This is a genomic window from Methyloparacoccus murrellii (assembly GCF_054657115.1).
Window position 1 is genome coordinate 1 of the sequence record NZ_BAAHXD010000046.1, and the last position, 22,971, is coordinate 22,971.

Annotated in this window: 27 protein-coding genes; 12 read left to right on the forward strand and 15 right to left on the reverse strand. The window is 64.0% G+C overall.

Annotated elements, in window-relative coordinates; genetic code table 11:
- The first annotated feature begins 105 nt into the window (after positions 1-105).
- Entirely contained in the window at positions 106-525 is a 420-nt protein-coding gene (locus tag ACYQ1H_RS12430; RefSeq protein WP_460028362.1) for an RNA-binding S4 domain-containing protein, read from the forward strand.
- Positions 522-1,910 carry an exodeoxyribonuclease VII large subunit gene (gene xseA / locus ACYQ1H_RS12435; protein ID WP_460028363.1) on the forward strand — a complete coding sequence of 463 codons (1,389 nt, stop codon included), beginning with the start codon at positions 522-524 and terminating at the stop codon, positions 1,908-1,910. The genes ACYQ1H_RS12430 and xseA overlap by 4 nt, the downstream gene beginning before the upstream one ends.
- Positions 1,911-1,972: 62 nt before the next feature.
- Here xseA and ACYQ1H_RS12440 read toward each other — a convergent pair whose 3' ends face one another.
- Genes ACYQ1H_RS12440 through ACYQ1H_RS12460 form a run of 5 tightly spaced genes read right to left on the reverse strand, consistent with a single transcriptional unit; the run spans position 1,973 to position 6,397 of the window.
- On the reverse strand, positions 1,973-2,893 hold the full coding sequence (locus ACYQ1H_RS12440) for an EamA family transporter (RefSeq protein ID WP_460028364.1): 921 nt from the start codon (positions 2,891-2,893) through the stop codon (positions 1,973-1,975).
- Complete coding sequence (locus tag ACYQ1H_RS12445; protein WP_460028365.1) at positions 2,890-3,540, reverse strand: glutathione S-transferase family protein; 651 nt, start codon at positions 3,538-3,540, stop codon at positions 2,890-2,892. Before ACYQ1H_RS12445 ends, ACYQ1H_RS12440 begins: the two co-directional genes overlap by 4 nt.
- A gap of 28 nt (positions 3,541-3,568) precedes the next feature.
- Positions 3,569-4,768 carry an aminotransferase-like domain-containing protein gene (locus tag ACYQ1H_RS12450; RefSeq protein WP_460028366.1) on the reverse strand — a complete coding sequence of 400 codons (1,200 nt, stop codon included), beginning with the start codon at positions 4,766-4,768 and terminating at the stop codon, positions 3,569-3,571.
- A 2-nt stretch (positions 4,769-4,770) separates the two neighbouring features.
- The gene (locus tag ACYQ1H_RS12455; protein WP_460028367.1) at positions 4,771-5,364 is read right to left on the reverse strand and encodes a glutathione S-transferase family protein; all 594 of its coding nucleotides are present in this window, start codon (positions 5,362-5,364) and stop codon (positions 4,771-4,773) included.
- A complete protein-coding gene (locus ACYQ1H_RS12460) occupies positions 5,351-6,397 on the reverse strand; it encodes a DMT family transporter (protein WP_460028368.1) in 1,047 nt (348 codons plus the stop codon). Before ACYQ1H_RS12460 ends, ACYQ1H_RS12455 begins: the two co-directional genes overlap by 14 nt.
- A 128-nt stretch (positions 6,398-6,525) precedes the next feature.
- Between ACYQ1H_RS12460 and ACYQ1H_RS12465 the strand changes: the two genes are divergently transcribed.
- On the forward strand, positions 6,526-7,947 hold the full coding sequence (locus tag ACYQ1H_RS12465) for an aminotransferase-like domain-containing protein (protein WP_460028369.1): 1,422 nt from the start codon (positions 6,526-6,528) through the stop codon (positions 7,945-7,947).
- A gap of 204 nt (positions 7,948-8,151) precedes the next feature.
- Here ACYQ1H_RS12465 and hisC read toward each other — a convergent pair whose 3' ends face one another.
- The 6 genes from hisC to ACYQ1H_RS12495 all read right to left on the reverse strand — a co-directional run bounded on the left by hisC (position 8,152) and on the right by ACYQ1H_RS12495 (position 12,352).
- On the reverse strand, positions 8,152-9,219 hold the full coding sequence (gene hisC, locus ACYQ1H_RS12470; RefSeq protein ID WP_460028370.1) for a histidinol-phosphate transaminase: 1,068 nt from the start codon (positions 9,217-9,219) through the stop codon (positions 8,152-8,154).
- Positions 9,212-9,679, reverse strand: coding sequence for a GNAT family N-acetyltransferase (locus tag ACYQ1H_RS12475; protein ID WP_460028371.1), 468 nt, complete (start codon positions 9,677-9,679; stop codon positions 9,212-9,214). Before ACYQ1H_RS12475 ends, hisC begins: the two co-directional genes overlap by 8 nt.
- A gap of 239 nt (positions 9,680-9,918) precedes the next feature.
- On the reverse strand, positions 9,919-10,071 hold the full coding sequence (locus ACYQ1H_RS12480) for a hypothetical protein (protein ID WP_460028372.1): 153 nt from the start codon (positions 10,069-10,071) through the stop codon (positions 9,919-9,921).
- 81 nt (positions 10,072-10,152) lie between these two features.
- Positions 10,153-10,743, reverse strand: a complete 591-nt coding sequence (locus ACYQ1H_RS12485) for a lipocalin family protein (protein ID WP_460028373.1) — start codon at positions 10,741-10,743, stop codon at positions 10,153-10,155.
- A gap of 255 nt (positions 10,744-10,998) precedes the next feature.
- Positions 10,999-11,658, reverse strand: coding sequence for a TIGR03067 domain-containing protein (locus ACYQ1H_RS12490; protein ID WP_460028374.1), 660 nt, complete (start codon positions 11,656-11,658; stop codon positions 10,999-11,001).
- Between the two features lie 97 nt (positions 11,659-11,755).
- Complete coding sequence (locus ACYQ1H_RS12495) at positions 11,756-12,352, reverse strand: hypothetical protein (RefSeq protein ID WP_460028375.1); 597 nt, start codon at positions 12,350-12,352, stop codon at positions 11,756-11,758.
- 234 nt (positions 12,353-12,586) lie between these two features.
- Between ACYQ1H_RS12495 and ACYQ1H_RS12500 the strand changes: the two genes are divergently transcribed.
- The 9 genes from ACYQ1H_RS12500 (at position 12,587) to pqqE (ending at position 19,511) form a co-directional block, all read left to right on the forward strand.
- Positions 12,587-12,994, forward strand: a complete 408-nt coding sequence (locus tag ACYQ1H_RS12500) for a ketosteroid isomerase-related protein (RefSeq protein ID WP_460028376.1) — start codon at positions 12,587-12,589, stop codon at positions 12,992-12,994.
- A 25-nt stretch (positions 12,995-13,019) separates the two neighbouring features.
- The gene (locus ACYQ1H_RS12505; protein WP_460028377.1) at positions 13,020-13,634 is read left to right on the forward strand and encodes a GNAT family N-acetyltransferase; all 615 of its coding nucleotides are present in this window, start codon (positions 13,020-13,022) and stop codon (positions 13,632-13,634) included.
- Positions 13,634-14,518 carry a carbon-nitrogen hydrolase family protein gene (locus tag ACYQ1H_RS12510; RefSeq protein WP_460028378.1) on the forward strand — a complete coding sequence of 295 codons (885 nt, stop codon included), beginning with the start codon at positions 13,634-13,636 and terminating at the stop codon, positions 14,516-14,518. Before ACYQ1H_RS12505 ends, ACYQ1H_RS12510 begins: the two co-directional genes overlap by 1 nt.
- A 15-nt stretch (positions 14,519-14,533) precedes the next feature.
- Positions 14,534-16,153 carry a citramalate synthase gene (gene cimA, locus ACYQ1H_RS12515; protein ID WP_460028379.1) on the forward strand — a complete coding sequence of 540 codons (1,620 nt, stop codon included), beginning with the start codon at positions 14,534-14,536 and terminating at the stop codon, positions 16,151-16,153.
- 162 nt (positions 16,154-16,315) lie between these two features.
- Positions 16,316-16,390 (forward strand): pyrroloquinoline quinone precursor peptide PqqA, encoded by a 75-nt coding sequence (gene pqqA, locus ACYQ1H_RS12520; RefSeq protein WP_460028388.1) that lies wholly within the window; start codon positions 16,316-16,318, stop codon positions 16,388-16,390.
- An 84-nt stretch (positions 16,391-16,474) separates the two neighbouring features.
- Positions 16,475-17,386, forward strand: a complete 912-nt coding sequence (pqqB, locus tag ACYQ1H_RS12525; RefSeq protein WP_460028380.1) for a pyrroloquinoline quinone biosynthesis protein PqqB — start codon at positions 16,475-16,477, stop codon at positions 17,384-17,386.
- Between the two features lie 7 nt (positions 17,387-17,393).
- Positions 17,394-18,122: a pyrroloquinoline-quinone synthase PqqC gene (gene pqqC, locus ACYQ1H_RS12530; protein WP_460028381.1), complete on the forward strand. Its 729-nt coding sequence runs from the start codon at positions 17,394-17,396 to the stop codon at positions 18,120-18,122.
- Positions 18,119-18,400 (forward strand): pyrroloquinoline quinone biosynthesis peptide chaperone PqqD, encoded by a 282-nt coding sequence (gene pqqD, locus ACYQ1H_RS12535; protein ID WP_460028382.1) that lies wholly within the window; start codon positions 18,119-18,121, stop codon positions 18,398-18,400. Before pqqC ends, pqqD begins: the two co-directional genes overlap by 4 nt.
- Positions 18,375-19,511, forward strand: coding sequence for a pyrroloquinoline quinone biosynthesis protein PqqE (pqqE, locus tag ACYQ1H_RS12540; protein ID WP_460028383.1), 1,137 nt, complete (start codon positions 18,375-18,377; stop codon positions 19,509-19,511). The genes pqqD and pqqE overlap by 26 nt, the downstream gene beginning before the upstream one ends.
- Here the strand turns inward: pqqE and ACYQ1H_RS12545 are convergent.
- From ACYQ1H_RS12545 to ACYQ1H_RS12560, 4 genes are all read right to left on the reverse strand, one after another.
- A complete protein-coding gene (locus ACYQ1H_RS12545) occupies positions 19,508-20,113 on the reverse strand; it encodes a UbiX family flavin prenyltransferase (RefSeq protein WP_460028384.1) in 606 nt (201 codons plus the stop codon). The genes pqqE and ACYQ1H_RS12545 overlap by 4 nt on opposite strands.
- Entirely contained in the window at positions 20,110-21,078 is a 969-nt protein-coding gene (gene pip / locus ACYQ1H_RS12550) for a prolyl aminopeptidase (protein WP_460028385.1), read from the reverse strand. The genes ACYQ1H_RS12545 and pip overlap by 4 nt, the downstream gene beginning before the upstream one ends.
- Positions 21,079-21,454: 376 nt before the next feature.
- Positions 21,455-21,703, reverse strand: coding sequence for a DUF2274 domain-containing protein (locus tag ACYQ1H_RS12555; protein WP_103018196.1), 249 nt, complete (start codon positions 21,701-21,703; stop codon positions 21,455-21,457).
- Entirely contained in the window at positions 21,700-22,971 is a 1,272-nt protein-coding gene (locus tag ACYQ1H_RS12560; protein ID WP_103018195.1) for a TraB/TrbI/VirB10 family type IV secretion system protein, read from the reverse strand. Before ACYQ1H_RS12560 ends, ACYQ1H_RS12555 begins: the two co-directional genes overlap by 4 nt.

Consider the following 22,971-nt stretch of genomic DNA (forward strand, 5'->3'; position numbering starts at 1 on the left):
GCCGGATAACGCCGAAGCCCCGCGTGGCCAGGGGACATCATCGGCGGCGCGACCGCCGTGGGATAATGAGCCCCCGATTCGCCACCCCGACGCCGTCACGCCGCCATGCCACCCCTGCAGAACAGCCCGTCGCAACCTGCCGCCGAGCACATGCGCCTGGACAAGTGGCTGTGGGCGGCCCGCTTCTTCAAGACACGCCAGCTGGCCATCGAAGCCATCAATGGCGGCAAGGTCCACGTCGACGGCCAGCGCAGCAAACCCGGCAAGGAGATCGGCATCGGCACCCGCATCGCCCTCACCAAGGAGCCCTATGCCTGGGACATCACCGTGACCGCCCTGCAAAAGCAGCGGCGTCCGGCCCAGGAAGCCGCCCTGCTCTACGAGGAGAGCGAGGCGAGCCGCCTGCGGCGCCAGGCGGAGGCCGAACGCCGCCGCGCCGAGCGGGAACTGGGCGTGCCGGTCGATGGCCGTCCGAACAAGCGGGAACGGCGCCTGATCCACCGTTTCAAGCGCTCCGAAGCATGAGCGCGACCCTGGCCGGCATGGCCACAGCCGACACACCGGCCGAGCAGCCAGTCTTCACCGTCTCGGGCCTGAACCGCGTCTGCCGGTTCCTGCTCAACGAAAGCCTCGGCATGATCCGGATCGAGGGCGAAATCTCCAATTTCACCGCCGCCACCTCTGGGCACCTGTACTTCACGCTCAAGGACACCGAGGCACAGGTCCGCTGCGCCATGTTCAGACCCCAGGCGCAACGGTTGAGGAGCCGCCCGCAGAACGGCGATCACGTGCTGCTGGGCGCGCAGGTCAGCCTGTACGAGCCGCGCGGCGACTACCAGCTGATCGTCGAAAGTCTGGAGCCGGCCGGCAACGGCGCCTTGGCCCTGGCTTTCGAACGGCTCAAGGCCAGGCTCGCCGCCGAAGGGCTGTTCGACGAAATCCACAAGCAACCCCTGCCAGCCCTGCCGAAAACCGTCGGCGTCATCACCTCCCCGACCGGGGCGGCCATCCGCGACATCCTGACCGTGCTGCGGCGCCGGTTTCCGGCCATCGAGGTCGTCCTCTACCCGACCAAGGTGCAGGGGAGCGCCGCCAGGGACGAGATCGTCCGCGCGCTGCAACTGGCCAACCGGCTGAAGAACTGCGACGTCATCATCCTCGGCCGCGGCGGCGGCTCGACCGAGGATCTCTGGTGCTTCAACGAGGAGGCCGTGGCGCGCGCCATCTTCCACTCGCACATTCCGGTCGTCTCCGCCGTCGGCCACGAGACCGACTTCACCATCAGCGATTTCGTCGCCGACCTGCGCGCGCCCACACCATCGGCCGCGGCGGTTGCCGTCAGCCCGGACCGCCAGGAATGGCTCGCCCGGCTGGACCGGCTGCGGGGGCGTCTGAGCCAGAACCTGCGGCAGCGGCTGGAACAGGCCCGCCAGCAGCTGCGGCAGTTCGAGAAGCGGCTGGCATCCCAGCATCCCGAGCAGCGCCTTCGCACCCGGGCGCAGCGGCTGGATGAACTCGAACTGCGCATGAACCGGGCCATGTGCCAGCATGGCCGGGGATTGGCGCAACAACTGCTGATGCAGCGGAATCGCCTGCTGGGCTCGCGCCCGGATTCGCGCATGCCGCTGCTGGAGGCACGGCTGGAACAGGTCAGCCGGCAACTGGCCGCCGCGTGGCAGCGACGCCACGATCTCGCGCAGCACCGGACCGAACGCCTGGCCCAGGCCCTGCATGCTGTCAGTCCGCTGGCCACCCTCGCCAGGGGCTACAGCATCACCACCCGCGTGGACACGGGGGCATTGCTGCATTCACCGGTGGCCGTGGAGCCCGGCACCCACATCCGGACCTTGCTCCGCGACGGCATACTGGTCAGCACGGTCGAGACGATCGAGAACCCGACCGACGCCTAGCCCCGCGCACGGAACCTGCGTTGTCGTGCCCCCGATATCGGCGGCGGAGTGCCGGAAACGCGCTATTCGCTTGCCACAGCCACCGGTTGCTTGCGGGCTTTCGACCGGCCCGCGGCGCTGATGAACACCACCGATCCGACGATGATCGCCGACGCCGACAGGATGCGCGGGGTCAAGGGTTCCTGGGCGAACCAGTTGCCGAGGAACACCGCCACCAGCGGATTGACGTAGGCGTAGGTCGATACCAGCGGAATCGGCGCGTTCTGCAGGAGCCAGGCATAAGCGACGAAACCGATCATCGAGCCGAAGGCGACCAGATAGGCCAGGGCCAGCCATGAGTCGGCGGACACCTGGGCGAAACTGAACCCCCTCAACTCACCGGCGATGGCGCTCGCGGCCATCAGGGCGACACCGCCGGTCAGCATTTCCGCGCCCGTGGCCATCAGGGCGGACTTCGGCAGGTCCAGGGCCTTGCCGCAGATCGAGCCGACCGCCCACAGGAAACCGGCGGTCAGGAGCGCCGTCATGCCGAAAGCATCCGGCTGCAGGCCATCGGCGTCGCGCGAAGGGCCGACCAGCAGGTAAATCCCCGCGAAACCGCTAGCGAGCCCCGCCATCACGCCAACACCCGGTCTCTCGCCCCGCGGCCTGAGCGCGTCGGCGATCACCATGAACATCGGCACCGCGCCGATGATCAGGGCTGCGACGCCCGAAGGCACGGTCTGCTCGGCCCAGGCGACCAGGCCGTTGCCGCCGAGCAGCAGCAGGGTGCCGACAATGGCCGCCGATCGCCATTGACGCAGCGTCGGCAGAGCATCGCCGGCCACGCGGCGCCAGACAAACAGGATCGCGCCCGAAACCAGAAAGCGGAGGCCGGCCGACAAAAAGGGCGGCAGGGTCTCCACCGCGAAGCGGATCACCAGGTAGGTCGACCCCCAGACGAGGTAAACCGCCAGCAGTGCCATCCAGGTTTTCGTTTTCATGGCTCGAATGCCGGGATGATCTCGGTTTCCGCCTTGCCCGCCGCGACCCATTCCGCCACGGCCGGATGGCCGAGCACCGTGTTCACGTATTCCAGCGCCGCTGGCCCGGCCTCCAGTTGATACGAGTGGAAGCGCAGGGCGACTGGCGCGTACATGGCGTCCAGGCTGCTGAACTGGCCCAGCAGCCAGGGACCGGAGTTTCCATGCCGTTCACGGCACTCGCGCCAGATTTGGCCGATGCGCGCAACATCCCGGGAGACCGCTTCGGGCAAGGCCTTGGGCGCCGGCGGCCGCCGGCAGTTCATGCCGCAGTGACCGCGCAGGGCGGCAAAGCCCGCATGCATTTCCGCCGCAAGGGAACGGGCCTGCGCCCGGTCGGGCATCGCCGCCGGCCATCCTCGGGTTTCCGGGAAGCGCTCGGCCAGATACTCGAGGATGGCCAGCGAATCCCAGACTGTCACGTCACCGTCAATCAGCACGGGGACTTTGCCGGCCGGCGCGTAAGCGGCGATGCGAGCCGGCGAGTCCTCCCGGTACAGGGGGATCCGGATTTCCGCGAACGGAATGCCATGGTGTTTCAGGAACAGCCAGGGCCGCAGGGACCAGGAGGAATAATTCTTGTTGCCGATGACCAGAGTCAGACGCATGACAGGCACCTCGTTTCGATAAAAAGACTTACCGGGACATCAGGGCGACGCGCGCGCGGTCACGTTGCGCGCTGGCGGCTTCGTCCAGAATCTCCGCGAGCCAGGCAACGCCCTGCGCGATCTGTTCCGGGGACGCATGGCTGAAGTTGAGACGCAAGGCCGGATAGCGCAGTTCTCCCGTGGGGAAGAACGGATCGCCCGGCATGAACGCCACCTTGCGATCCAGTGCCGCATGCAGCGCCGCCAGGGTGTCGCATTCGCGGGTCAGGCGCAGCCAGAAGAACAGGCCACCGGCCGGCGCCCGCCACTCGGCGAGTCCGCCGAAATGCTGCCGCAAGGCAGCTTGCATGGCAGCACGCCGTTCCCCGTAGAGCCGCAGCAGCCGCGCGAGGTGTTCAGCGAACCCGGCCGAGTCCAGAAACTGCGTCAGCCAGGCCTGGCCGATCCGGTTGGTGTGCAGGTCGCTGGACTGTTTCAGCCGGACCAGTCCGCAGAACAACGATGGCGACGCGGCGAGGTAGCCCACCCGCAAACCCGGCGCGGTGATCTTGGAAAAGCTGCCGAGATAAACCCAGGGCGTCCGTTCCAGGTAGGCACAGAGCGGCGTCCGGTCGACCGGCTGGTAAACCAGATCCCGGTAGGGATCGTCCTCGATCAGCGGCACCCCGGTCTCGTCGAGAATCTCGGCCACGGCACGCCGGATCTCGTCCGTGTAACAACAGCCGGACGGGTTCTGGAACGTCGGGATGAGGTAGACGAACGCCGGCCGACGATGGGCGATGGCCCGGCGCAGATTGTCCGGGTCGATGCCGTCGGCGGACAGCGGGAGCCCCTCGAATTCCGCACCATACACGCCGAGCGCCTGAATCGTGGCGAGATAGGTGGGCGCTTCCAAAAGGACCGGCGCACCTTCATCGATGAACAGCTTGCCGACCAGATCGATACCCTGCTGCGAGCCGGACGTCACCAGCACCTGCTCGACGCTGCAAGCCATGCCCAGTGCCGACAGATTGCGTGCGACCAGGCTGCGCAGGGCCGGTTCCCCCTCGCTGGGACCGTATTGCCGAGCATCATCGGCGAAGTCCCGGAAATTCAGGGGCGGCATCGCATCGATGGCCGGCAAGCCACCGGCAAAGGAAATCATGCCGGGCCGCTGGGTCAGCTGCAGGATGTCGCGGACCAGGGAGCTGGTGAGCCGTCCGGCACGGCGGGACAATCGGGGTGCCATGCTTACAGCCCCGGCATGCCGATGTAGCCCGGCAAGGCGCAGATACGCGCGATCCATTGCCGGACCTCGGGAACCTCGTCCAGCGCGACGCCACCTTCCGGAGCCAGCGCGACATACGGATAGCAGGCGATGTCGGCGATGGTCGGGCGGTCGGTGGCGAGCCATGGTTGGTGCCCTAGATGGCGTTCCATGACCGCCAGTCCGGCCCGGCCCAAGGCCTGGCATGGTGCCAGTTCCCAGGGACGATTGAAACGGGTGATCGCACGGGCGCGTGCCAGTCCATACAGGATTTCGTTTTCCGACACCGCCAGCCACTGCATGACACTAGCCATCGCCGCCGCATCGAGGGGAAGCCAGCGATCGCCGCCGTGTTTCCTGGCCAGATAGACCAGGATCGCCATCGAATCCCACACGAGGATGCCGGCATCATCCAGTACCGGCACCTGGCCACGCGGATTCAAGGCCAGGAAAGCTGCCTCCCGGTGTTCCCCTTGCATCAGGTCGACAGGGATGGACTCGCAATTCACCCCCAGCAATGAACAAAACAGCCTCACTTTGTAGCAATTCCCCGATAATTCCATGTCATAAAGCTTCATGATCGTTCCTGATTGGAATGTGGTTGTTCCTGGAAGCCGCCTTCAAATTACCGTGGGTACCACGCCGGCACTGCCCGTGACGCTTGAAGACGGCTTCCTGATCCAGGACATCACGGACTGCCGAACCGCGATGGCCGTCGGGCCTGCTCTCGACCAATCGCGCCGGTGCGCGCTGGCTGACCCACAGGCTGGTCACCACGATGGCCGCCACGCCGAACAGCGAGCCGGTCAACGGCTCGCCCAGCCATCCGGCGCAAGCGCCCAGGGTCAGGAACGGTTGCAGCAACTGGAGCTGACCCATCCGCGCGATACCGCCCAGGGCCAGACCGCGATACCAGAACACGAATGCCAGAAACTGGCTGACCACGGCGACATAGACGAACCCGCCCCAGGCGGAAGGCGGTGCCGAGAGTTCGGCATGGAGCGCCAGCCAGCACAGGGGCAGCAGCAACCAGGGCGCGGCCAGCACCAGCGCCCAGCTGATCACCTGCCAGCCACCGAGGCTGCGGGTCAAGCGGGCACCTTCGGCATAACCCAGGGCCGCCAGCAAGGCGGCTGCGAACAGCCAGAGATCGCCCGGGCGAAGCTTGCCGCCACCGGCGTCGAGGGCGAATCCGAACACCGCGCCGGCGCCGCACAGTGCCGCAATCCAGAAACGTGCCGGCAATCGCTCGCGCGCCAGCCAGGTGCCGAAACAGGCCGTCGCCAGGGGCGTCAGCGACAGCGTGATGCTGCCGTGGGATGCCGGCAGTTGCTGCATGGCCCAGGCGGAAAGGACCGGAAACCCGATGACTACCCCCACGGCAACCAGGGCCAGACGCCCGAGCTGATGGCGCTTTGGCCGGGGCTGCCGGGTGACCAGCAAGGCCATGGCGGCCAACCCTGCGGCGAGCACGCCGCGCCCGAGGGCAACCAGCCAGGGATCGAAATACAGGACGGCCATGCGCGTCGCGGGCAACGTCAGGCTGAACCCGGCCACGCCCAGGAAGGCGGGCAGCCAGGCCCGCCGTAGAGTCATCGCGTCCGCTTGCATGTGGCATACCTCCGTCAAGGGTGTCTCCGAACCGTGTCAGCGTCACCATAGGCCCCCAAGTCTGGACAATACAGATACAGTTGCCATTCAACCCACTAGACTGTATCGGCCATGGAACCATAACAATCATGCATTCCCTCAACCTCGATCCCCACGACAGCCGGCCCCTGATCGAGCAGATCGTGGCCGGCATCAAGCAGCGCGTCGACGAGCGCGCCTTGCGGCCTGGCGCGCGCCTGCCGTCGATCCGGCATTTCGCGAACACGCATCGGGTCAGCAAGTTCACCGTGGTCCAGGCCTTCGACCGGCTGGTCGCGATGGGTTACCTGAAATCCCGGCAAGGATCGGGTTTTTACGTGGCGCAACGCTCGGAGGCCGGTGCTGCGGCGAATCAGTCCTGCCGGCTGGAGCGGGCCATGGACGTGCTCTGGCTGCTGCGCAATGCCCTGCAGGAGCAATCCCACCTTGCCATGCCCGGGGCCGGCTGGCTGCCCGGCGAGTGGATGGATGGCGAGGGCATTCAGCGGAGTCTGCGCACGCTCGCCCGCAAAAGCGGCGCCTATCTGACCGGCTACGGTCTGCCGGCCGGCTACGAACCCTTGCGGTCGCTGCTGGCACGGCGGCTCGACGACCAGGGTATCGGCTGCTCGACCCGGCAGATCGTCACTACCCGCGGGGCCACCCATGCCCTGGACCTGATCAGCCGGCTGTTCGTCAAACCGGGCGACGCCGTGCTGGTGGACGATCCCGGGTACTACACCCTGTTCGGCTATCTGAAGCTGTCCGGGGCGCGACTGGTCGGCGTGCCCTGGACCCCGCAGGGGCCGGATACGGTCGCGATGGAAAGCCTGATCGAGGAGCACCGGCCCAAGGTGTTTTTCACCAATACCCTGCTGCACAACCCGACCGGAGTCAGTATTACCCAGCCGGTTGCCCACCGGGTTCTGCAACTGGCCGAACGCTACGACCTGATGATCGTGGAGGACGATATCTATGGCGACTTGCTGACCGGGCAGGCAACGCGCCTTGCGACGCTCGACCAACTGGAACGGGTGGTGTTCGTCAGCAGTTTTTCCAAAACCGTTTCCGCAAGCCTCCGGGTCGGCTTCCTGGCCTGCCGGTACGAGGTGGCTGAGAGCCTGACCGATCTCAAGCTGCTGACCAGCCTGACCACCCCGGAAATCGACGAACGGCTGGTCTACGAACTGCTTACCGATGGCTATTACCGGAAACACCTGGAGAAGCTGCGCTCGCGCCTGCGCAAGGCGCGCGGCGAGGCGATCCGGAATCTCGAGAGCAGCGGGCTGGAAATCTACCAGGACGCGGAGGACGGGATGTTCATCTGGGCCCGGCGCGCGGCGTCGGAAAACGCCACGCACGTGGCCGCGGCGGCCGCCAGCCAGGGCATCATGCTGGCCCCCGGCGCCCTGTTCAGGCCGCAGCAGGAAGCCTCGCCCTGGCTACGCTTCAATGCCGCGGGTTGCGGCAACCCGGCCATCTTCCGCTTCCTGCGCGAGTCCCAGGCGCAGCCATCCCGGCAAGTTTTCTGAAGCCGGCAGGCAGGCGATGATGAAGGTGGCCACAGAGCATCACCATCCAATGCGGGGACTCAAAGACGCGCGGGTGCGGGCAGGAAGGCCAATCGCAGAACAAACGCCGGCAGAAGCCCGGACCCGTCCCGACGACATGACCGCGGGCTGCGGATTCGCCCGCGCGATGAGCCGTTCTTCGGCGAAAATCCGGAGCCATCGTTTTCAGCGCGGCGACCGCAAGATAGACCCGAGCGCGTCCGCCAAAGCCCGGCACTGAGCGTCGGTGCCGATGGTGATGCGCATGAATTGCTCTATCCGCGGCTGCCTGAAATGGCGTACGACGATATGCCGCTCCCGCAGCGCCGCCGTCAGTTCCGCCACGTCCCGAAAGGGATGCCGGACGAACACGAAGTTCGCGGCGGACGGCAAGACTTCGAAACCCAATCCGGACAGCTCCCGGACGAGCCGGTTCCGGCTGCGGACGACGGCTTGCCGGGTGCTCTCGAAATAATCCCGGTCCTCGAACGCCGCCACCGCGCCGGCGATGGCCAGGCGATCCAGCGGATAGGAATTGAAGCTGCCTTTCACGCGCTCCAAAGCCTCGATCAAGCCGCCGTCTCCTATGGCGAAACCCACCCGGAGGCCCGCCAGCGACCGCGACTTGGACAGGGTTTGGATCACCAGCAGATTGGGGAAGCGTTCGACCAGCGCCACGGCGGATTCGCCGCCGAAATCGATATAGGCTTCGTCGATCACGACGACCGATTCGGTGTTGTATTCGAGCAGCGCCTCGATCTCGGCGATCGGCAGCAGGCAACCCGTGGGCGCGTTCGGATTCGGGAAGATGATTCCGCCGTTCGGGCAGCGGTAATCGTCGATCCGGATCTCGAAGCTTTCGGTCAGCGGAACGCAGGCGTGTTCGATGCCGTAAAGGCCGCAGTAAACCGGATAGAAACTGTAGGTGATATCGGGGAACAGAATGGGCGAGCCGTGCTGCAGCAGCGCTTGAAATGTGTGGGCCAGCACCTCGTCCGATCCGTTGCCGACGAAGACCCGCTTCTTCTCGACGCCGTAAAATCGGCCGATGGCTTCTTTCAGGCGATCGGCCTCGGGATCGGGATAAAGCCGGAGCGTTTCGCCCGTCTCACCGCGCAAGGCTTCCAACACCCTGGGCGAAGGCGGATAAGGGTTTTCGTTGGTGTTGAGCTTGATCAGATGGCTCAACTTGGGCTGCTCGCCGGGGGTGTAAGAGGTCAAATCCCGGACGGCCGGGCTCCAAAATTTATTCACGAATTGCCGACTCCAGCTTCATGGGTATAAAGATCACGCCCGAACGGTCGATCGCTTCGGACTGCCCGACGAATCCGAATGTCTCATAGAGGCCGACGGCGTAGCGGGAAGAATTGACGGTGAATACGCCGGGGTTTCCGGCATCGAGGCTCGCGGCCTTGGCGACGTCCCAGAGCCTTCTCGCCACGCCCTTGCCCTGGAAACGCTCGGACACGAACAGATGATAAAGATGGCGATTGCCCCTGATCGCGATCACGCCGGCCAACTCGCCGTTTTCCTCGGCGACATGATACCGATAACCCGACTCCAGATAACCCTCGATCGCCGCTTCGCTCATCGGTTCGAGCAAGCGGCCGGCTCCCTGTTCGGAAAATTCGTGCGCGATGTACTTGCAGGTAAGATCGCGGACGAGAGCGCTGATGCGCGGCGCATCATCCGGCCTTGCGGTTCGCATGTCCATGGGCCGTTATCGTTCGCCGAAAACCTCGGAATCAAGGCATCAGTTCCAAGCGAAGTCAAGAGACGTGCTCCGAGGCTCGCTTCTCGCCGATCATGCGAGTCTGCCGGGGCCTTGCGGCAAACCCGGCTTAGCCTCGCTTTTCGTTCTTTTTCCGGAATCTTCTCTTTCGAGCCGGCGGCTGGCGCACAGATCGCCCGGAGGCGCCTTTTTGTCCTCGCTCTGCCGAGGGCGAGCCGGCCTCAGTAGCGATAGGTCGCGGCCACCCCGGTTTTGCTGGGCATCCGCTCGGAGAGGACGGCACTGGCATGCGGTGTCGCGCGGGGCGTTACCAGGGCGGTGGACGGGAATTGCGCCGGATCATGAGGAACGATGATCCGATATGCGCTGGACATGGCCTGAATCGAATCGCGCAGCGATAAGGCGAGCCACCAAAAAGAAAACCCCCGAACGGAGCGTCGGGGGCCCTTCATGCCTCAGGGCATCGGTGGCGGTTCAGCCGGCATTGGCGGTGGCCCCGCCGGCATTGGCGGTGGCCCCGCCGGCATCGGTGGCGGCACAATCGGCATTGGCGGTGGCTCTGAGGGCATGTTCAAGGGTTCGTCAGCGCCTTGCCCGGAAAGGTTCGGCGGTGGCGGCATCTTCGATATGGGCGTTTCATAGGGCAGAGCCGGCAGCGTGGGCAGGGACGGCATCTTGTTCTTGCCAAGCACCACATCGCGGGTATCGAAGCCCATTTCCTTGGCTTGCTCCAAAACGGCAAGCAGCTCGCTTTCGGACATGGCGGGTTCCCTGGCAATGATCCAGAGAAACTGCCGTGTCGGCCCTGTCAACATCAGCCAATGCCGGGTCTTGGCCGCGATGGCGATGATGTGCAGACCACAGTTGAGCCCCGCAAAGCCGCAGGGAATCTGAAGACTCCCTTGCGAAGCCTGCACTTTCTCGGCCGTCCATATCGCAGTTTGCCGCCAACGCCTTTCATCGCCCCCTTCAAGATGCCCTACGAGGCTGATCTCATAGGCTCTTCCGCCCTCCTGCGGCAGGCCTGGGCGGAAGGCCAGGTGCACGGGATTCATGTCCGCCTCGACAGCATTGTCCAGGCGGGCAATTTCGTGCCAGGGCCCGGCAAAGTCGTCCAGGTTGACAGGCTGCATCGCTTCCAGACCAGCGGGAGGTGTCAGCAGGAATCGCTTGAGCAACCAGATGGCCAACAACAGCAGCACCGCCAGGAGCGCGATGCCTGTCAAAACAGACGAAACCCTCTTCTGCACATGCACACTCATCTCCCCGACACCAAAGTCGATCGATAGTTTTGCAACGGGTTACTTGGACCGCTTGGAAACAAACAAGGCGAGATTCGAGCCCTTGGGTGCTTCGAAGGCCTTGGGTGGCTCGCTGATCACTTGATTAGGCATCACAAATTTGAGGTTGCCACCCTCGACCTCGTAGATACCAGGGACCGTCTGATCCTTGAACGCCCCGCCAATCGGCGTGATGAAAATAACTTTCGGTTTCTTTTCCGGATCCAGCTTAATGCTGTATTCACGCCCCTCCTTGGACAAGCCAAATATCTGTAGCTTGTCCTGCTTGAAAATCAGCCTGATTTGCATTTTGAGCTTATCGGGCGCGACGTCGCCATCGGCCCTGAAATCAAGGGTTTCCCATACCCCCTGCAAGGAGGCAAGATCCTTGTCAGCACCTTGAGCACCCATCGCGGGCACGGCAAATACAAAGGCACACGCCATAAGTAGGGAACTTATCAGTTTCATGCGTAGATCCACCTGATATTGAAAATCCATAAGCCGCAGATCAGCGACGACCTGATGGCAGTCAAACCGAAAAAACTGGAACTGCCAGCCATCCGTGTGGGCACTCCACCCGAAAATTCCGGCCACACATCCCGCTGATGCGCCACCGAACAGGCAAACACTCGAACGACAGGCATAGACAATCAAAAATATAAAGCCGCTTCGATGGAGCATATCGATAGCATCGATAGCGGCTCCACCAAGCGGCCCATCAACCGAATCCCGATACGGGCTTCAGCGATGCTTACATGACGGCGTGATCAGCCCGGACTTAGTTAGCCGGCTGCAGATCCTGCGCGATCAGCAGATAGGACAGGGTGCCCGTCGGCAGCGCACAGACGAAGGTATAGGAGACCAGTGCATAATTGCTGGTTGCGTTCGGCGGCGCCAGGAGCACGGGCTGTGCCGGTCCCGGAGGTGCCAGCTGCTGGGTAACCAGCGCATTGATGATGGTTCCGGTAGCGGTCGGGTCATTGGAAATAGCTGCCAGGCTGTTGCTGGGCGACTGACCGGCAGCCTGCCATACACCCAGGAAGTTGTTCTGGGTGCCGAGAGACTGGCTCTGGCCACAGTTAGTCTGCAGCACGTCGAACAGAATGCCGCTGCCGGTCTTCGGGGTCAGGTTGTTGAGCGCCTTCGAGCAGCTGTCTTCCAGATCAACCGGGATCTGGATGTCCTGGTTGGTGGCGTTCTTGTGATCGATACTGTAAACCTTGGAGCCATTCAGACCGCCCGGGAGAGTACAACCGATCGTGACGCTGTCACCCAGTCTGGGCGCGAAGGTACCAACAGCCATGGCTGCCGGCGACGTCGCCAGAGCCGCACCCGCGAGCAGGGCTGCCGCCGATGTGGAGATAAGAGTTTTCATGATAAGCTCCTTGTTAACAAAGATATTAATTAGGCTTGCAAGGGTTACCACATATTGTGGCGTTACCCTCAAAGCCTGTATCCATTTTCCAACATATACATGACTTGTCAAGCAAGAATTCGGACAAAATTAATCATTATCCCCAAGTATAGATAAATATATCCATGGCGAGCATGGATTGACAATTCGTCACACCCAGAAGGATAATGATTATTTTAGATATCATCACACACCATGAACCAAGCCAGCCACGACCTGATCCAGACCTACTATGCAGCCTTCAACGCCGGTGACATGGACACCTTCCTGAGCCTGCTGAGCGACGATGTCGTGCACGACATCAACCAGGGTCCGCGCGAAACCGGCAAGGACGCTTTCCGCGCCTTCATGAACCGCATGAACCGCAACTACAGGGAACAGCTGGTGGACATGGTCATCATGACCAGCGAGGACGGCACACGGGCGGCGGCCGAATTCGTGGTGCTGGGCGAATACCTGGTCACCGACGAGGGCCTGCCGGAAGCCAGAGGCCAGCAGTACCGCCTGCCGGCCGGCGCCTTCTTCGACATCCGCGACGGCAAGGTGGCGCGCATCACCAACTACTACAACCTGGAAGACTGGATCGCCCAGGTCAGCGCCTGAACCACACAAGCCCGCGCGGCCCGTCATGAACGATTCCCTGACCATCCGCCGCCTGACCGGCAGCGACCCGGCACTGAAGGCCTGCCTGCCGGATTTGGCGCGCCTGCGCATCCAGGTGTTCCGCGATTTTCCCTATCTGTACGACGGCACCGTCGAATATGAGGAAACGTACCTGGAGACCTACACCAGATGTCCCGAAAGCATCGTCGTGCTGGTACTGAACGGTGAGCGGGCAGTCGGCGCGACCACCGGCCTGCCGCTGGACGCCGAAACCGCGGAGTTCCAGCAGCCCTTCCTCGATGCCGGCCATGACCCCGGGCGCATCTTCTATTGTGCGGAGTCGGTGCTGCTGCCGGAGTATAGAGGGCGAGGCGTGTACCCCCGCTTCTTCGCCGAGCGCGAAGGCCACGCGCGGGCACTGGGCCGCTTCGATCTCTGCACCTTCTGCTGCGTGCAACGGGCCGACAACCATCCGCTGCGACCGGCGGATTACGTGCCGCTGGACCGCATCTGGAGCAAGTTCGGCTATGTGAAGCATCCCGAACTGACCACCACCTATGACTGGAAAGACGTCAATGAAACCCAGGCATCGCCCAAACCGATGGTGTTCTGGCTGAAGTCGTTGCGGGAGGCTACCTGATGCCCGCCTTCCGCATCGCCGCCGCCCAGTACGATATCGGCACCCTGGAAAGCTGGACCGACTACGAGAGCAAGATCCGGCGCTGGGTCTCGCAAGCCGCCGCGGCGGGTGCGCGGCTGCTGGTGTTCCCGGAGTACTTCAGCATGGAGCTGGCCTCGCTGTTCGAGGAGGACATCCAGCGCTCCCTGTCCCGGCAGCTGGAGGCGATGCAGGCGCTGCTGCCGGATTTCCGGAAGCTGTTCGCCGAGACGGCCCGCGCGCATGGCGTCTACATCGTTGCCGGCACCTTCCCGGTCCGCCAGCCGGGGGGGCACTATCGCAACCGCGCCTACCTGGTGCGCCCGGACGGCACCTGCGACCATCAGGACAAATTGCAGATGACCCGCTTCGAGAACGAGCAGTGGCTCATCTCCGGCGGCGACGAACTCAAGACCTTCGACACCGAGCTTGGCCGCATCGGCATCAACATCTGTTACGACAGCGAGTTCCCCATGCTGGCCCGGCGCCAGGTCGAGGCTGGCGCCGACCTGATCCTGGTACCGAGCTGTACCGACACCACCGCCGGTTACTGGCGGGTACGCATCGGCTGCCAGGCGCGGGCACTGGAAAACCAGTGCTATGTCGTACAGTCGCCCACCGTCGGGCTGGCCCCCTGGTCAGAGGCGGTGGACGTCAATATCGGTGCGGCGGCGATCTATACCCCGGTCGATTATGGTTTCCCTGATAACGGCGTGCTGGCCATCGGCGAACTGAACGCCACCCTGTGGGTATATGCCGATATCGACACCGCCGCCATCGCCCGCATCCGCCAGAGCGGCCAGGTCTTCAATTATCGTGACTGGCCCGGGCAGTTCCGCTGCCTGGACCGGGCTTCCGCCTCCTGACCCTACTCCGACACCATGACCGCCCGCGAGCATTCGCCCGGTACCGACCGGGTCCAGCTGTTCGACACGACCCTGCGCGATGGTAGCCAGACAGCCGGCATCAACTTCTCGGTCGAGGACAAGCTCCGCATTGCCGACCGGCTGGCCGAGTTCGGCATCGACTGGATCGAGGGTGGCTGGCCCGGCGCCAGCCCCAAGGACAGCCAGTTCTTCGAGCAGATGCGTGGCCGCCGCTGGCCGAAAAGCCGGCTGCTCGCCTTCGGCAGCATGGCCAGGCCCGGCAAGAGCGCCAGTGCGGACCCCGGATTGCGACATCTGGTCGAAAGCGGCGCCGATGGCGTGTGCGTGTTCGGCAAGAGCTGGGACTTGCATGTCACCAAGGCGCTGGGGATCGAGCTGCCGGAAAACCTCGATCTGGTACACGACTCGGTCGGCTGGCTCAAGGAACAGCTGCCGACAGTGTTCTTCGACGCCGAGCATTTCTTCGACGGCTACCGCGACAATCCAGGCTATGCCCTAGAAGTGCTCAAGGCAGCCCGGTCCGCCGGGGCGGACGGACTGGTGCTGTGCGACACCAATGGCGGCAGCCTGCCGTTCACAGTCGCCGAAATCGTCGCCGAGGTCGTCCACCATTTCCCGGACACGCTGATCGGCATTCACGCCCACAACGATTGCGAACTGGCCGTGGCCAATTCGGTTGCGGCGGCGCGCGCCGGCGCGCGCATGGTACAGGGCACCATCAACGGCATTGGCGAGCGCTGCGGCAACGCCAACCTGGTTTCCATCATTCCCGTCCTGCAATTCAAGCTGGGGCTCGACTGCGGCATCGACGCCGCACACATGCAGCAGCTGGGCTCGCTATCGCGTTTCGTCAACGAAATGGCCAACCGCCTGCCCTGGCAGCACCAGCCCTTTGTCGGTCTCAACGCCTTCGCGCACAAGGGCGGCATCCACGCCTCGGCGGTCCGGAAGGACTCGCGGCTCTACGAGCACATTGATCCGGCGCTGGTCGGCAACGAACGCCTGATCCTGGTCTCGGACCAGGCCGGCAAGAGCACCGTCCAACTGAAGATGGCCGAGATGGGCTTGGACCTGAATCTCGATGGCAACGACCCTGCCGTGCGCAAGGCCATCCAGCGGGTCAAGGAACTGGAGAACCGCGGCTTCGCCTACGAGGGCGCGGAAGCGTCGTTTCAGCTGTTGCTGCTCAAGGCCATGGATCGTTTCCAGCCCTATTTCGAGCTCGACGGCTTTCGCGTCATCGACGAGAAACAGGGCCACGAGGAAGAACCGATTTCGGAAGTCTGCATCACCCTGCGCGTGGGGCAGCAGACCACCACCACCTCGGCACGCGGCAACGGCCCCGTGAACGCGCTCGACAACGCCCTGAGGAATGCACTGATACCTTATTATCCAGGTCTCGCCGGCATGCGCCTCACCGACTTCAAGGTGCGCGTCCTCACCACCCAGCAGGCCACCCGCGCCATGGTGCGGGTGCTGATCGAGTCGACCGATGGCCAGGCCAAGTGGGGCACGGTGGGGGTCTCCGCCAACATGGTGGACGCCAGCTATCAGGCCCTTGCCGACGCCGTCCAGTACAAGCTGATGCTCGACAAAGCCAGCCCGGCGGCCTGAGCACACTGCGATGCGTGGCAAGCCGCAAAATCCGTACATCGCGGCCTGCTCGCAAGGCCGCGGTGCTCGGTTGCTTTCGCAAAACCCGCCACGTATACTTCGTGACGAGCTTGAAAAAGCGTGGCCACACAAGAATGAACCAACCTTTTGGAGGACGACCGAATGAGATGGGAAAAACCGAGCTTCAATGACATGCGTTTCGGCTTCGAAGTGACCATGTACATCTACAACCGTTAATCAACGGTTGACGAATCAACGGGGCGCCACAGCAATGCGGCGCCCCGTTTTCATATCCGAGACGGCTTTTCGCTCGTACAGTCGATGATCATCCGAATCCTGGGTGCCGGTGCCGGCGGCGGCTTCCCGCAATGGAACTGCAACTGTCGCAACTGCGCCGGCCTACGCCAGGGCCGGTTGACGGCCCGATCGCGGACGCAATCGTCCATTGCCGTCAGCAGCGATGGCGAGCGCTGGGTACTGTTCAACACCTCGCCCGACATCCGTACCCAGCTGGAACAGTTCCCGGCCTCGCATCCCCGCCACGGCATCCGCGACAGCGGCATCAAGGCCATCATCCTGATCGACAGCCAGATCGATCACACCACCGGGCTTCTCATGCTGCGTGAATCAACGCAGCCGCTGGACGTCTACTGCAGCGAGATGGTGAGACAGGATCTGACCACGGGTTTTCCCCTGTTCACCATGCTGTCGCACTATTGTGGCGTCAACCACCACCCCGTACCCCTGGATGGTGGCGCCTTCACCATTCCCGGCATCGAGGACCTGCGTTTCCACAGCCACACGCTGAAGAGCAAGGCACCACCCTACTCGCCGCACCGGCATGACCCGCACGACGGCGACAACATCGGCGTCATCATCGAGCAGGTTTCCACCGGCCGCCGGCTGTACTATGCACCGGGCCTCGGCGAGATCGAACCGCATGTCGGCGCGGCCATGGCCTCGGCCGACGGTGTGCTGGTCGACGGCACCTTCTGGCAGCACGACGAGATGGAGCGGGCCGGCATCAGCACCAAGCGGGCGCTGGACATGGGTCATCTGCCGCAATCGGGAGCGGGGGGCATGATCGAGCACCTGCAAGCCCTCAAGGCACGCAGGATACTGATCCACATCAACAACACCAACCCGATTCTCGACGAAAATTCCGGCGAACGCCGCATCCTGAACGACGCCGGCATCGAAGTGGCCCACGACGGGCTGGAGATTCATTTGTGAGGCGGACATGAGCGAGCAAGCCCCCTGGAGCCGCGCGGACTTCGAAGCGCAGTTGCGCGGCAAGGAAATTCATTACCACATCCATCACCCCTACCATATCGAGATGGCCGCCGGCCGACTGAGCCGCGAGCAGATCCAGGGCTGGGTGGCCAACCGCTTCTATTATCAGGTGATGATCCCGGTCAAGGACGCGAACATTCTCGCCAATTGCCCGGATCGCGACACCCGGCGACTATGGATACAGCGTATCCGCGATCATGACGGCGACGAGGCCGACGCGGGCGGCATCGAAGCCTGGACCCATCTCGGCGAGGCTGTCGGCATCCCGCGCGAGGAACTCTGGTCGCAGAAGCGCGCGCTACCAGGTGTGCGCTTCGCCGTCGACGCCTATGTCAATTTCGCCCGCCATGCCTCCTGGCAGGAAGCTGCCTGCTCCTCGCTGACGGAGATGTTCGCCCCGACCATCCACAAGCAGCGACTCGCCGGCTGGCCCGACCTCTACCCCTGGATCGATCAGGAAGGCCTGGCCTACTTCCGCAAGCGCGTCAGCCAGGCCAGCCGCGATGTCGAGCATGGACTGGCCATCACGCTCGAGCACTTCCGCACCCGCGAGCAGCAGGAACGCGCCGTCGCCATCCTGCAGTTCAAACTCGACGTGCTGTGGACCATGCTCGATGCCATGTGGCTGGCCTACATCGATGGTAAGCCACCCTACTTCAACGTGACCGCACGATGAGCGTGTCCTTCGACCCACAGTCGCGCCTGGCCTTTTCGCCGCTGCACCGTCTGCAATGGGAGGAATCCCAGCAGAAATACGTGATCCTCTATCCGGAGGGCATGGTGGAACTGAACCTGCCGGCGGCCGAAATCCTCAAGCTCTGTGACGGCACCCGGCGGCTGGACGACATCGTGTCGGAGCTGGAGCACCAGTTCGAGACCACTGGCCTGCGCGGCGACATCGTCGAACTGCTCGAATCGGCCCTGGAAAATGGCTGGATCCGCACCCTACCCTAGCGGCAACCCGCGCTGGCTGCTGGCGGAGCTGACCTATGCCTGCCCGCTGCAATGCCCGTACTGCTCCAATCCCATCGACTATGCCGAACACTCGGCCGAGCTGAGCACCGAAGAATGGCGGCGGGTGTTCTCCGAAGCCCGCGCCATGGGTGCCGTGCAACTGGGACTGTCCGGTGGCGAGCCGCTGACCCGGGCGGACCTGCCCGAACTGGTCCGCCATGCCCGTGAGCTCGGCTACTACAGCAACCTGATCACGTCGGGCTACGGCCTGACCGAGGCGAAAATCCTGGCCCTCCGCGAGGCCGGCCTCGACCATATCCAGATCAGCATCCAGGCACCGGAGAAAACCCTCAACAACTACCTGGCCGGAACCGATTCCTACGACGCCAAGAAAGCCGTCGCACATCTCATCAAGCAGCATGGCTATCCCATGGTGCTGTGTGTGGTCATCCACCGCCACAACATCCATTTGATGCGCGACATTCTGGAAATGGCCATCGAACTGGGTGCGGATTACCTGGAACTGGCCAACACCCAGTATTACGGCTGGGCACACCTGAACCGTGACCAGCTATTGCCGAATCGCGAGCAGTTCCAGGCCGCCGAGGCCATCGCCCAGGAATACAAGGCGAAACTGAAGGGCCGCATGAAGATCTACTACGTCGTCCCGGACTATTACGAGGAGCGCCCCAAGGCCTGCATGAACGGCTGGGGCACCACCTTCCTCACCATCGCCCCCGATGGGCTCGCCCTGCCCTGCCATGAGGCGCGCATCCTCCCCGGACTGGACTGTCCCAACGTCCGCGACATGAGCATCCGCGACATCTGGGAAAAGTCGGACGCCTTCAACCGCTTCCGCAACTTCGCATGGATGCAGGAGCCCTGCCGCTCCTGCCCGGAAAAGATCAAGGACTACGGCGGCTGCCGCTGCCAGGCCTACCTCCTGACCGGCGACATGAACGCCACCGATCCCGTCTGCGGCCTCTCGCCGCAACGCAACAGGATCGCCGAGGCCATCGAGTCGGCCCGCGCCGAGGGCCTTTCCGCCGATCCCCGGCCGCTGGTCTTCCGCAACAGCCGCAACTCGCGCGCGCTCGGGAAACCCGTTTAGCGCTCCCCGGCCGCGGCTGCCGAACGCGGCTGCGGCAACCCTTCCCACGGCTCGAATAGCCCCGCCACCTCGATACCGGCCGCCGCCAGGATGCGACCCACGGTTTCATCGACCATCTGCTCCAGGGATTTCGGCGGCCCGTAAAAGGCTGGCAACGGCGGGTAGATGATGCCGCCCATCTCGGTCACGGCAGCCATGTTGCGGATGTGCGCCAGATTGAGCGGCGCCTCGCGGGGCACGATGACCAGCCGTCGGCGTTCCTTGAGCACCACGTCGGCGGCCCGGGTCAGCAGGTTGTCGCCGAAGCCGTGCGCGATGGCGGCGAGGGTCTTCATGGAACAGGGCGCGACGATCATGCCCTCGGTGCGGTAACCGCCGCTGGCAATGCTGGCCGCAATGTCGTCGATGGGATGCACGACATCGGCGAGGGCCTGGAAAGCCTTGCGCTTCATGCCCAGTTCGTGGTGGATGTTGAGCACACCGGCATCCGACAGAACCAGATGCGTTTCCCAGCCTCCGACCTGCCGCAGCACTTCGAGCAGCCGCTTGCCGTAGATGGCGCCGGTCGCGCCGGTCATGCCGACGATCAGTCGCCGGTTCATCGCGCCACCTTCCAGTCGGCGCCTGCCAGCATGTCGTCGGCAGCCTGCACCAGGGCATCGATCATGTCATCGCCGGCTGCGATATGACCCGCCCCTGGCAACACCTGCAAGCGGGCCTCCGGCAGGCGCCGATGCAAGCGATAGGCCGCTTCGACCGGACAGACGAAATCGCGGGTACCGTGGATGATGTGCATGGGTAATCCGGCCAGACGATCAGCCCCCTCGAGAATGGCGTTCTCGGCAATGAAATAGTGATTGACGGCGTAGTGCAGTTCGATGCGCGCCTGATGCAGGATCGCGAGCGATGCGGGCCCCTCCTCGAGACTGCCGGCAGAAAAGCCCTCCCCCAGCACCACCTGGCTGCTCCAGTGCTCCCAAGCCCGCGCCGCGCGCCGCCGGGCAAGCTCGTCCGGACCGTTCAGAAGCCCGTGCAGAGCCGTCAAGGGACGGTGTCGCGTGGCCTGTGGCAATATTCTCAGCAATTGCTCCCAGACCTCGGGATACAGGCGCGGCGCGCCGGTTTCCGAGGCAAACCAGGCAAGGTCCGATGCCCGCGCCAGAAATGTGCCACGAAGCACCAGGCCAGAGACCCGCCGGGCATGAGCCTCGGCATACAGCAAAGCCAGCGCCGCCCCCCAGGAGCCACCGAACAGCAGCCAGCGCTCGATAGCGAGGGAGAGCCGCAGCGCCTCCATGTCGCCGATCAGCTCGGCCGTAGTGTTCCCGTCCAGCCTCCCCTGAGGGGTGGATTGCCCCGCCCCGCGCTGGTCAAACAGGATGATGCGGTAACGGGCCGGATCGAAGAAACGCCGCTGGCAGGGCTTGCAACCCGAACCGGGGCCACCATGCAGGAAGAGGACCGGCATCCCTTCGGGGTTGCCGGCTTCCTCGACATGAATGCGATGACCGCCCCGTGTCAGGTACCAGCTCCGGTAGGGCTCGATGTCGGGATAAAGCTTGCGCATGCAGGCGGAAAGACAGCCAAAAGGCAACAAGATTACCGTATCGCCGCATCCAGGTGCGGCCGCAAGCGGGAATGGGCAACAAAAAAGTTCTGGTGTCAAGTCTTTCGCGCAAAGCACGCAAGGCTTGAAACCGTATATGGGACAGTAGGTTAGCTCTTTTCGGGGCCGCGGCGCAGGATTGCGGCTTGATGGGCTAGGTGCCACATAAGAGCGTCGGGAGGGAAAGCCGGATCGCACTTGGTCGTGCTGGATTGCCGAGTAACGGCGGGCTTGTTTTTTCATCATAGCCCAAGTGGCTTCGCAGCATCCAGAACGAAGAACGCGCAGCCCAGGGGCTGCGCGTTCGATGGATGCCGTTGGATGGTGTGCAACGCCATCATGTCGGCTTCGATGGCGTGCCGCCCCGTGTCGCCGTGCCCTTCCTGAATCCCCGATCCCCCGCCATGAACGCCTCCAGCATGTGCGGGATCAACGTCGTCGCATCGACGGCTTCGCCATATGCCTGCGCGTGCAACGCGGCGTAGTGATCCAGGTCGGCTTTCAGGCTGGCCGGACATGCAAAGGTCAGCTTGATGCTCTCGGTTTTGGGCAGTGGCCCGAGCCGCAGCCTCTTGGTCGTGTTCATCGCATGGCTCCCCGTTGGAAGAACATCGGCTGGTACGGACGCAACACTAGATCGCGGTTGGCAATGATCCTCACCGGCAGTCCTGGCCGTTCGGTCAACGTCGGCTGGATGTTCATGTTGCGCCGGGTCATCTCCTGCCCCACCTGATTCACGCTGTCCTGCAGACTGCCTTGCCCTGCGATGATGACCCGGTTGCCGTCTTGCCGGTTCTGCGGCGCGGCCAGCTCGGCGCCCACGCCCAGCAGCGTCGTCAGCGCCGCCCCCGCAAAGACGCGATCCCAATGCCAATCGACGCCATCCTCCAGGCCGGAATAGCCGGCCGGATCGGTGCCCGCGAGGTTGTCAAGCTTCAGCGAAGACGTGTCGGGCAGGATGATCCGGTTCCACACCACTTGCACGCGGCTCTGCCCGTAGCTCACCTGGCTGTTGTACTTGCCCAGGATGCGCGAGCCCTGCGGGATCAGCAGGAACTTACCCGTGGCCGTGTCGTAGACCGGCTCCGTCACCGTGGCGATCACGTCGCCCGGCAGGTCGGACTTGATGCCCGTCACCAGCGCGCCCGCGACCACCGTGCCCGCCATGACCTGATAAGGCGAGGCCGGCATTTGCAGATTGCCGGAATTACGGGTTTCCGTAGAGCCGCCTTTCAGGAAAGCCTCTTTCTGGTCTTGCCGATTCTGCACGGCGGTCGGGTCGGCAGGCTGGGCCGCCGTCGAGGCCGGGCCAGCGGCCAGCGGGTCGAGGCCGGCTAAGGCGCTGCCAGGCGCAGCCGCAGCAGCTTGCGCCGTGACCGGCGCGGGGGCCTTGCCTTGGTTGCCCGAGCGGAAGAACACCGACGAACCCGCCGCCGCATCGGCCTCCTTGCGCCGCGCATCCTCCGGGTCGTGGCCCGGTGGCGCATACGTCGGCGTCACCGGCTGCTGTGACTTCACGATGGCCGGGCCAAGATCACCCGGCAGCGGTGGCCCAAGCTCCGGCACCTTGGCCGGCAGCTTGGAATAGTCCGAAGGCAGGCCGTCCAGCCTTTCGGACTTCGAGACGCGATCCACGTTGTACAACTCGGTCTGCTCGCTTGCTCCACGCCGATGCGGTTGCAATGACCAGATCGTGGCCCCGAGCACGGCGACCGACAGGCCGCCGACGAGGATGGCCAGCGTGCGCCGGTTCAAGCGTGTGACCGGACGCGGCTGGGCGCGCAGCGCCACCGCTTCGGGTGCCACCTTGCCCGCCTGTGGCGCGGCAAGGTCTGGAGTGTCGTCCTGGCTCAT

Bases quoted from the DNA above. Each gene is read 5' to 3' on its own strand.
- ACYQ1H_RS12500 (WP_460028376.1), top strand. From the start codon at position 12,587: ATGAACCAAGCCAGCCACGACCTGATCCAGACCTACTATGCAGCCTTC.
- ACYQ1H_RS12450 (WP_460028366.1), bottom strand. From the start codon at position 4,768: ATGGCACCCCGATTGTCCCGCCGTGCCGGACGGCTCACCAGCTCCCTG.
- xseA (WP_460028363.1), top strand. From the start codon at position 522: ATGAGCGCGACCCTGGCCGGCATGGCCACAGCCGACACACCGGCCGAG.
- ACYQ1H_RS12555 (WP_103018196.1), bottom strand. From the start codon at position 21,703: ATGAACACGACCAAGAGGCTGCGGCTCGGGCCACTGCCCAAAACCGAG.
- ACYQ1H_RS12490 (WP_460028374.1), bottom strand. From the start codon at position 11,658: ATGCTCCATCGAAGCGGCTTTATATTTTTGATTGTCTATGCCTGTCGT.
- pqqE (WP_460028383.1), top strand. From the start codon at position 18,375: ATGGCTGGATCCGCACCCTACCCTAGCGGCAACCCGCGCTGGCTGCTG.
- ACYQ1H_RS12460 (WP_460028368.1), bottom strand. From the start codon at position 6,397: ATGCAAGCGGACGCGATGACTCTACGGCGGGCCTGGCTGCCCGCCTTC.
- ACYQ1H_RS12430 (WP_460028362.1), top strand. From the start codon at position 106: ATGCCACCCCTGCAGAACAGCCCGTCGCAACCTGCCGCCGAGCACATG.
- pqqD (WP_460028382.1), top strand. From the start codon at position 18,119: ATGAGCGTGTCCTTCGACCCACAGTCGCGCCTGGCCTTTTCGCCGCTG.
- ACYQ1H_RS12505 (WP_460028377.1), top strand. From the start codon at position 13,020: ATGAACGATTCCCTGACCATCCGCCGCCTGACCGGCAGCGACCCGGCA.
- ACYQ1H_RS12495 (WP_460028375.1), bottom strand. From the start codon at position 12,352: ATGAAAACTCTTATCTCCACATCGGCGGCAGCCCTGCTCGCGGGTGCG.
- ACYQ1H_RS12510 (WP_460028378.1), top strand. From the start codon at position 13,634: ATGCCCGCCTTCCGCATCGCCGCCGCCCAGTACGATATCGGCACCCTG.
- ACYQ1H_RS12465 (WP_460028369.1), top strand. From the start codon at position 6,526: ATGCATTCCCTCAACCTCGATCCCCACGACAGCCGGCCCCTGATCGAG.
- pqqC (WP_460028381.1), top strand. From the start codon at position 17,394: ATGAGCGAGCAAGCCCCCTGGAGCCGCGCGGACTTCGAAGCGCAGTTG.
- ACYQ1H_RS12560 (WP_103018195.1), bottom strand. From the start codon at position 22,971: ATGAGCCAGGACGACACTCCAGACCTTGCCGCGCCACAGGCGGGCAAG.
- ACYQ1H_RS12475 (WP_460028371.1), bottom strand. From the start codon at position 9,679: ATGGACATGCGAACCGCAAGGCCGGATGATGCGCCGCGCATCAGCGCT.
- ACYQ1H_RS12480 (WP_460028372.1), bottom strand. From the start codon at position 10,071: ATGTCCAGCGCATATCGGATCATCGTTCCTCATGATCCGGCGCAATTC.
- ACYQ1H_RS12455 (WP_460028367.1), bottom strand. From the start codon at position 5,364: ATGAAGCTTTATGACATGGAATTATCGGGGAATTGCTACAAAGTGAGG.
- ACYQ1H_RS12545 (WP_460028384.1), bottom strand. From the start codon at position 20,113: ATGAACCGGCGACTGATCGTCGGCATGACCGGCGCGACCGGCGCCATC.
- cimA (WP_460028379.1), top strand. From the start codon at position 14,534: ATGACCGCCCGCGAGCATTCGCCCGGTACCGACCGGGTCCAGCTGTTC.
- ACYQ1H_RS12440 (WP_460028364.1), bottom strand. From the start codon at position 2,893: ATGAAAACGAAAACCTGGATGGCACTGCTGGCGGTTTACCTCGTCTGG.
- ACYQ1H_RS12445 (WP_460028365.1), bottom strand. From the start codon at position 3,540: ATGCGTCTGACTCTGGTCATCGGCAACAAGAATTATTCCTCCTGGTCC.
- pqqB (WP_460028380.1), top strand. From the start codon at position 16,475: ATGATCATCCGAATCCTGGGTGCCGGTGCCGGCGGCGGCTTCCCGCAA.
- pip (WP_460028385.1), bottom strand. From the start codon at position 21,078: ATGCGCAAGCTTTATCCCGACATCGAGCCCTACCGGAGCTGGTACCTG.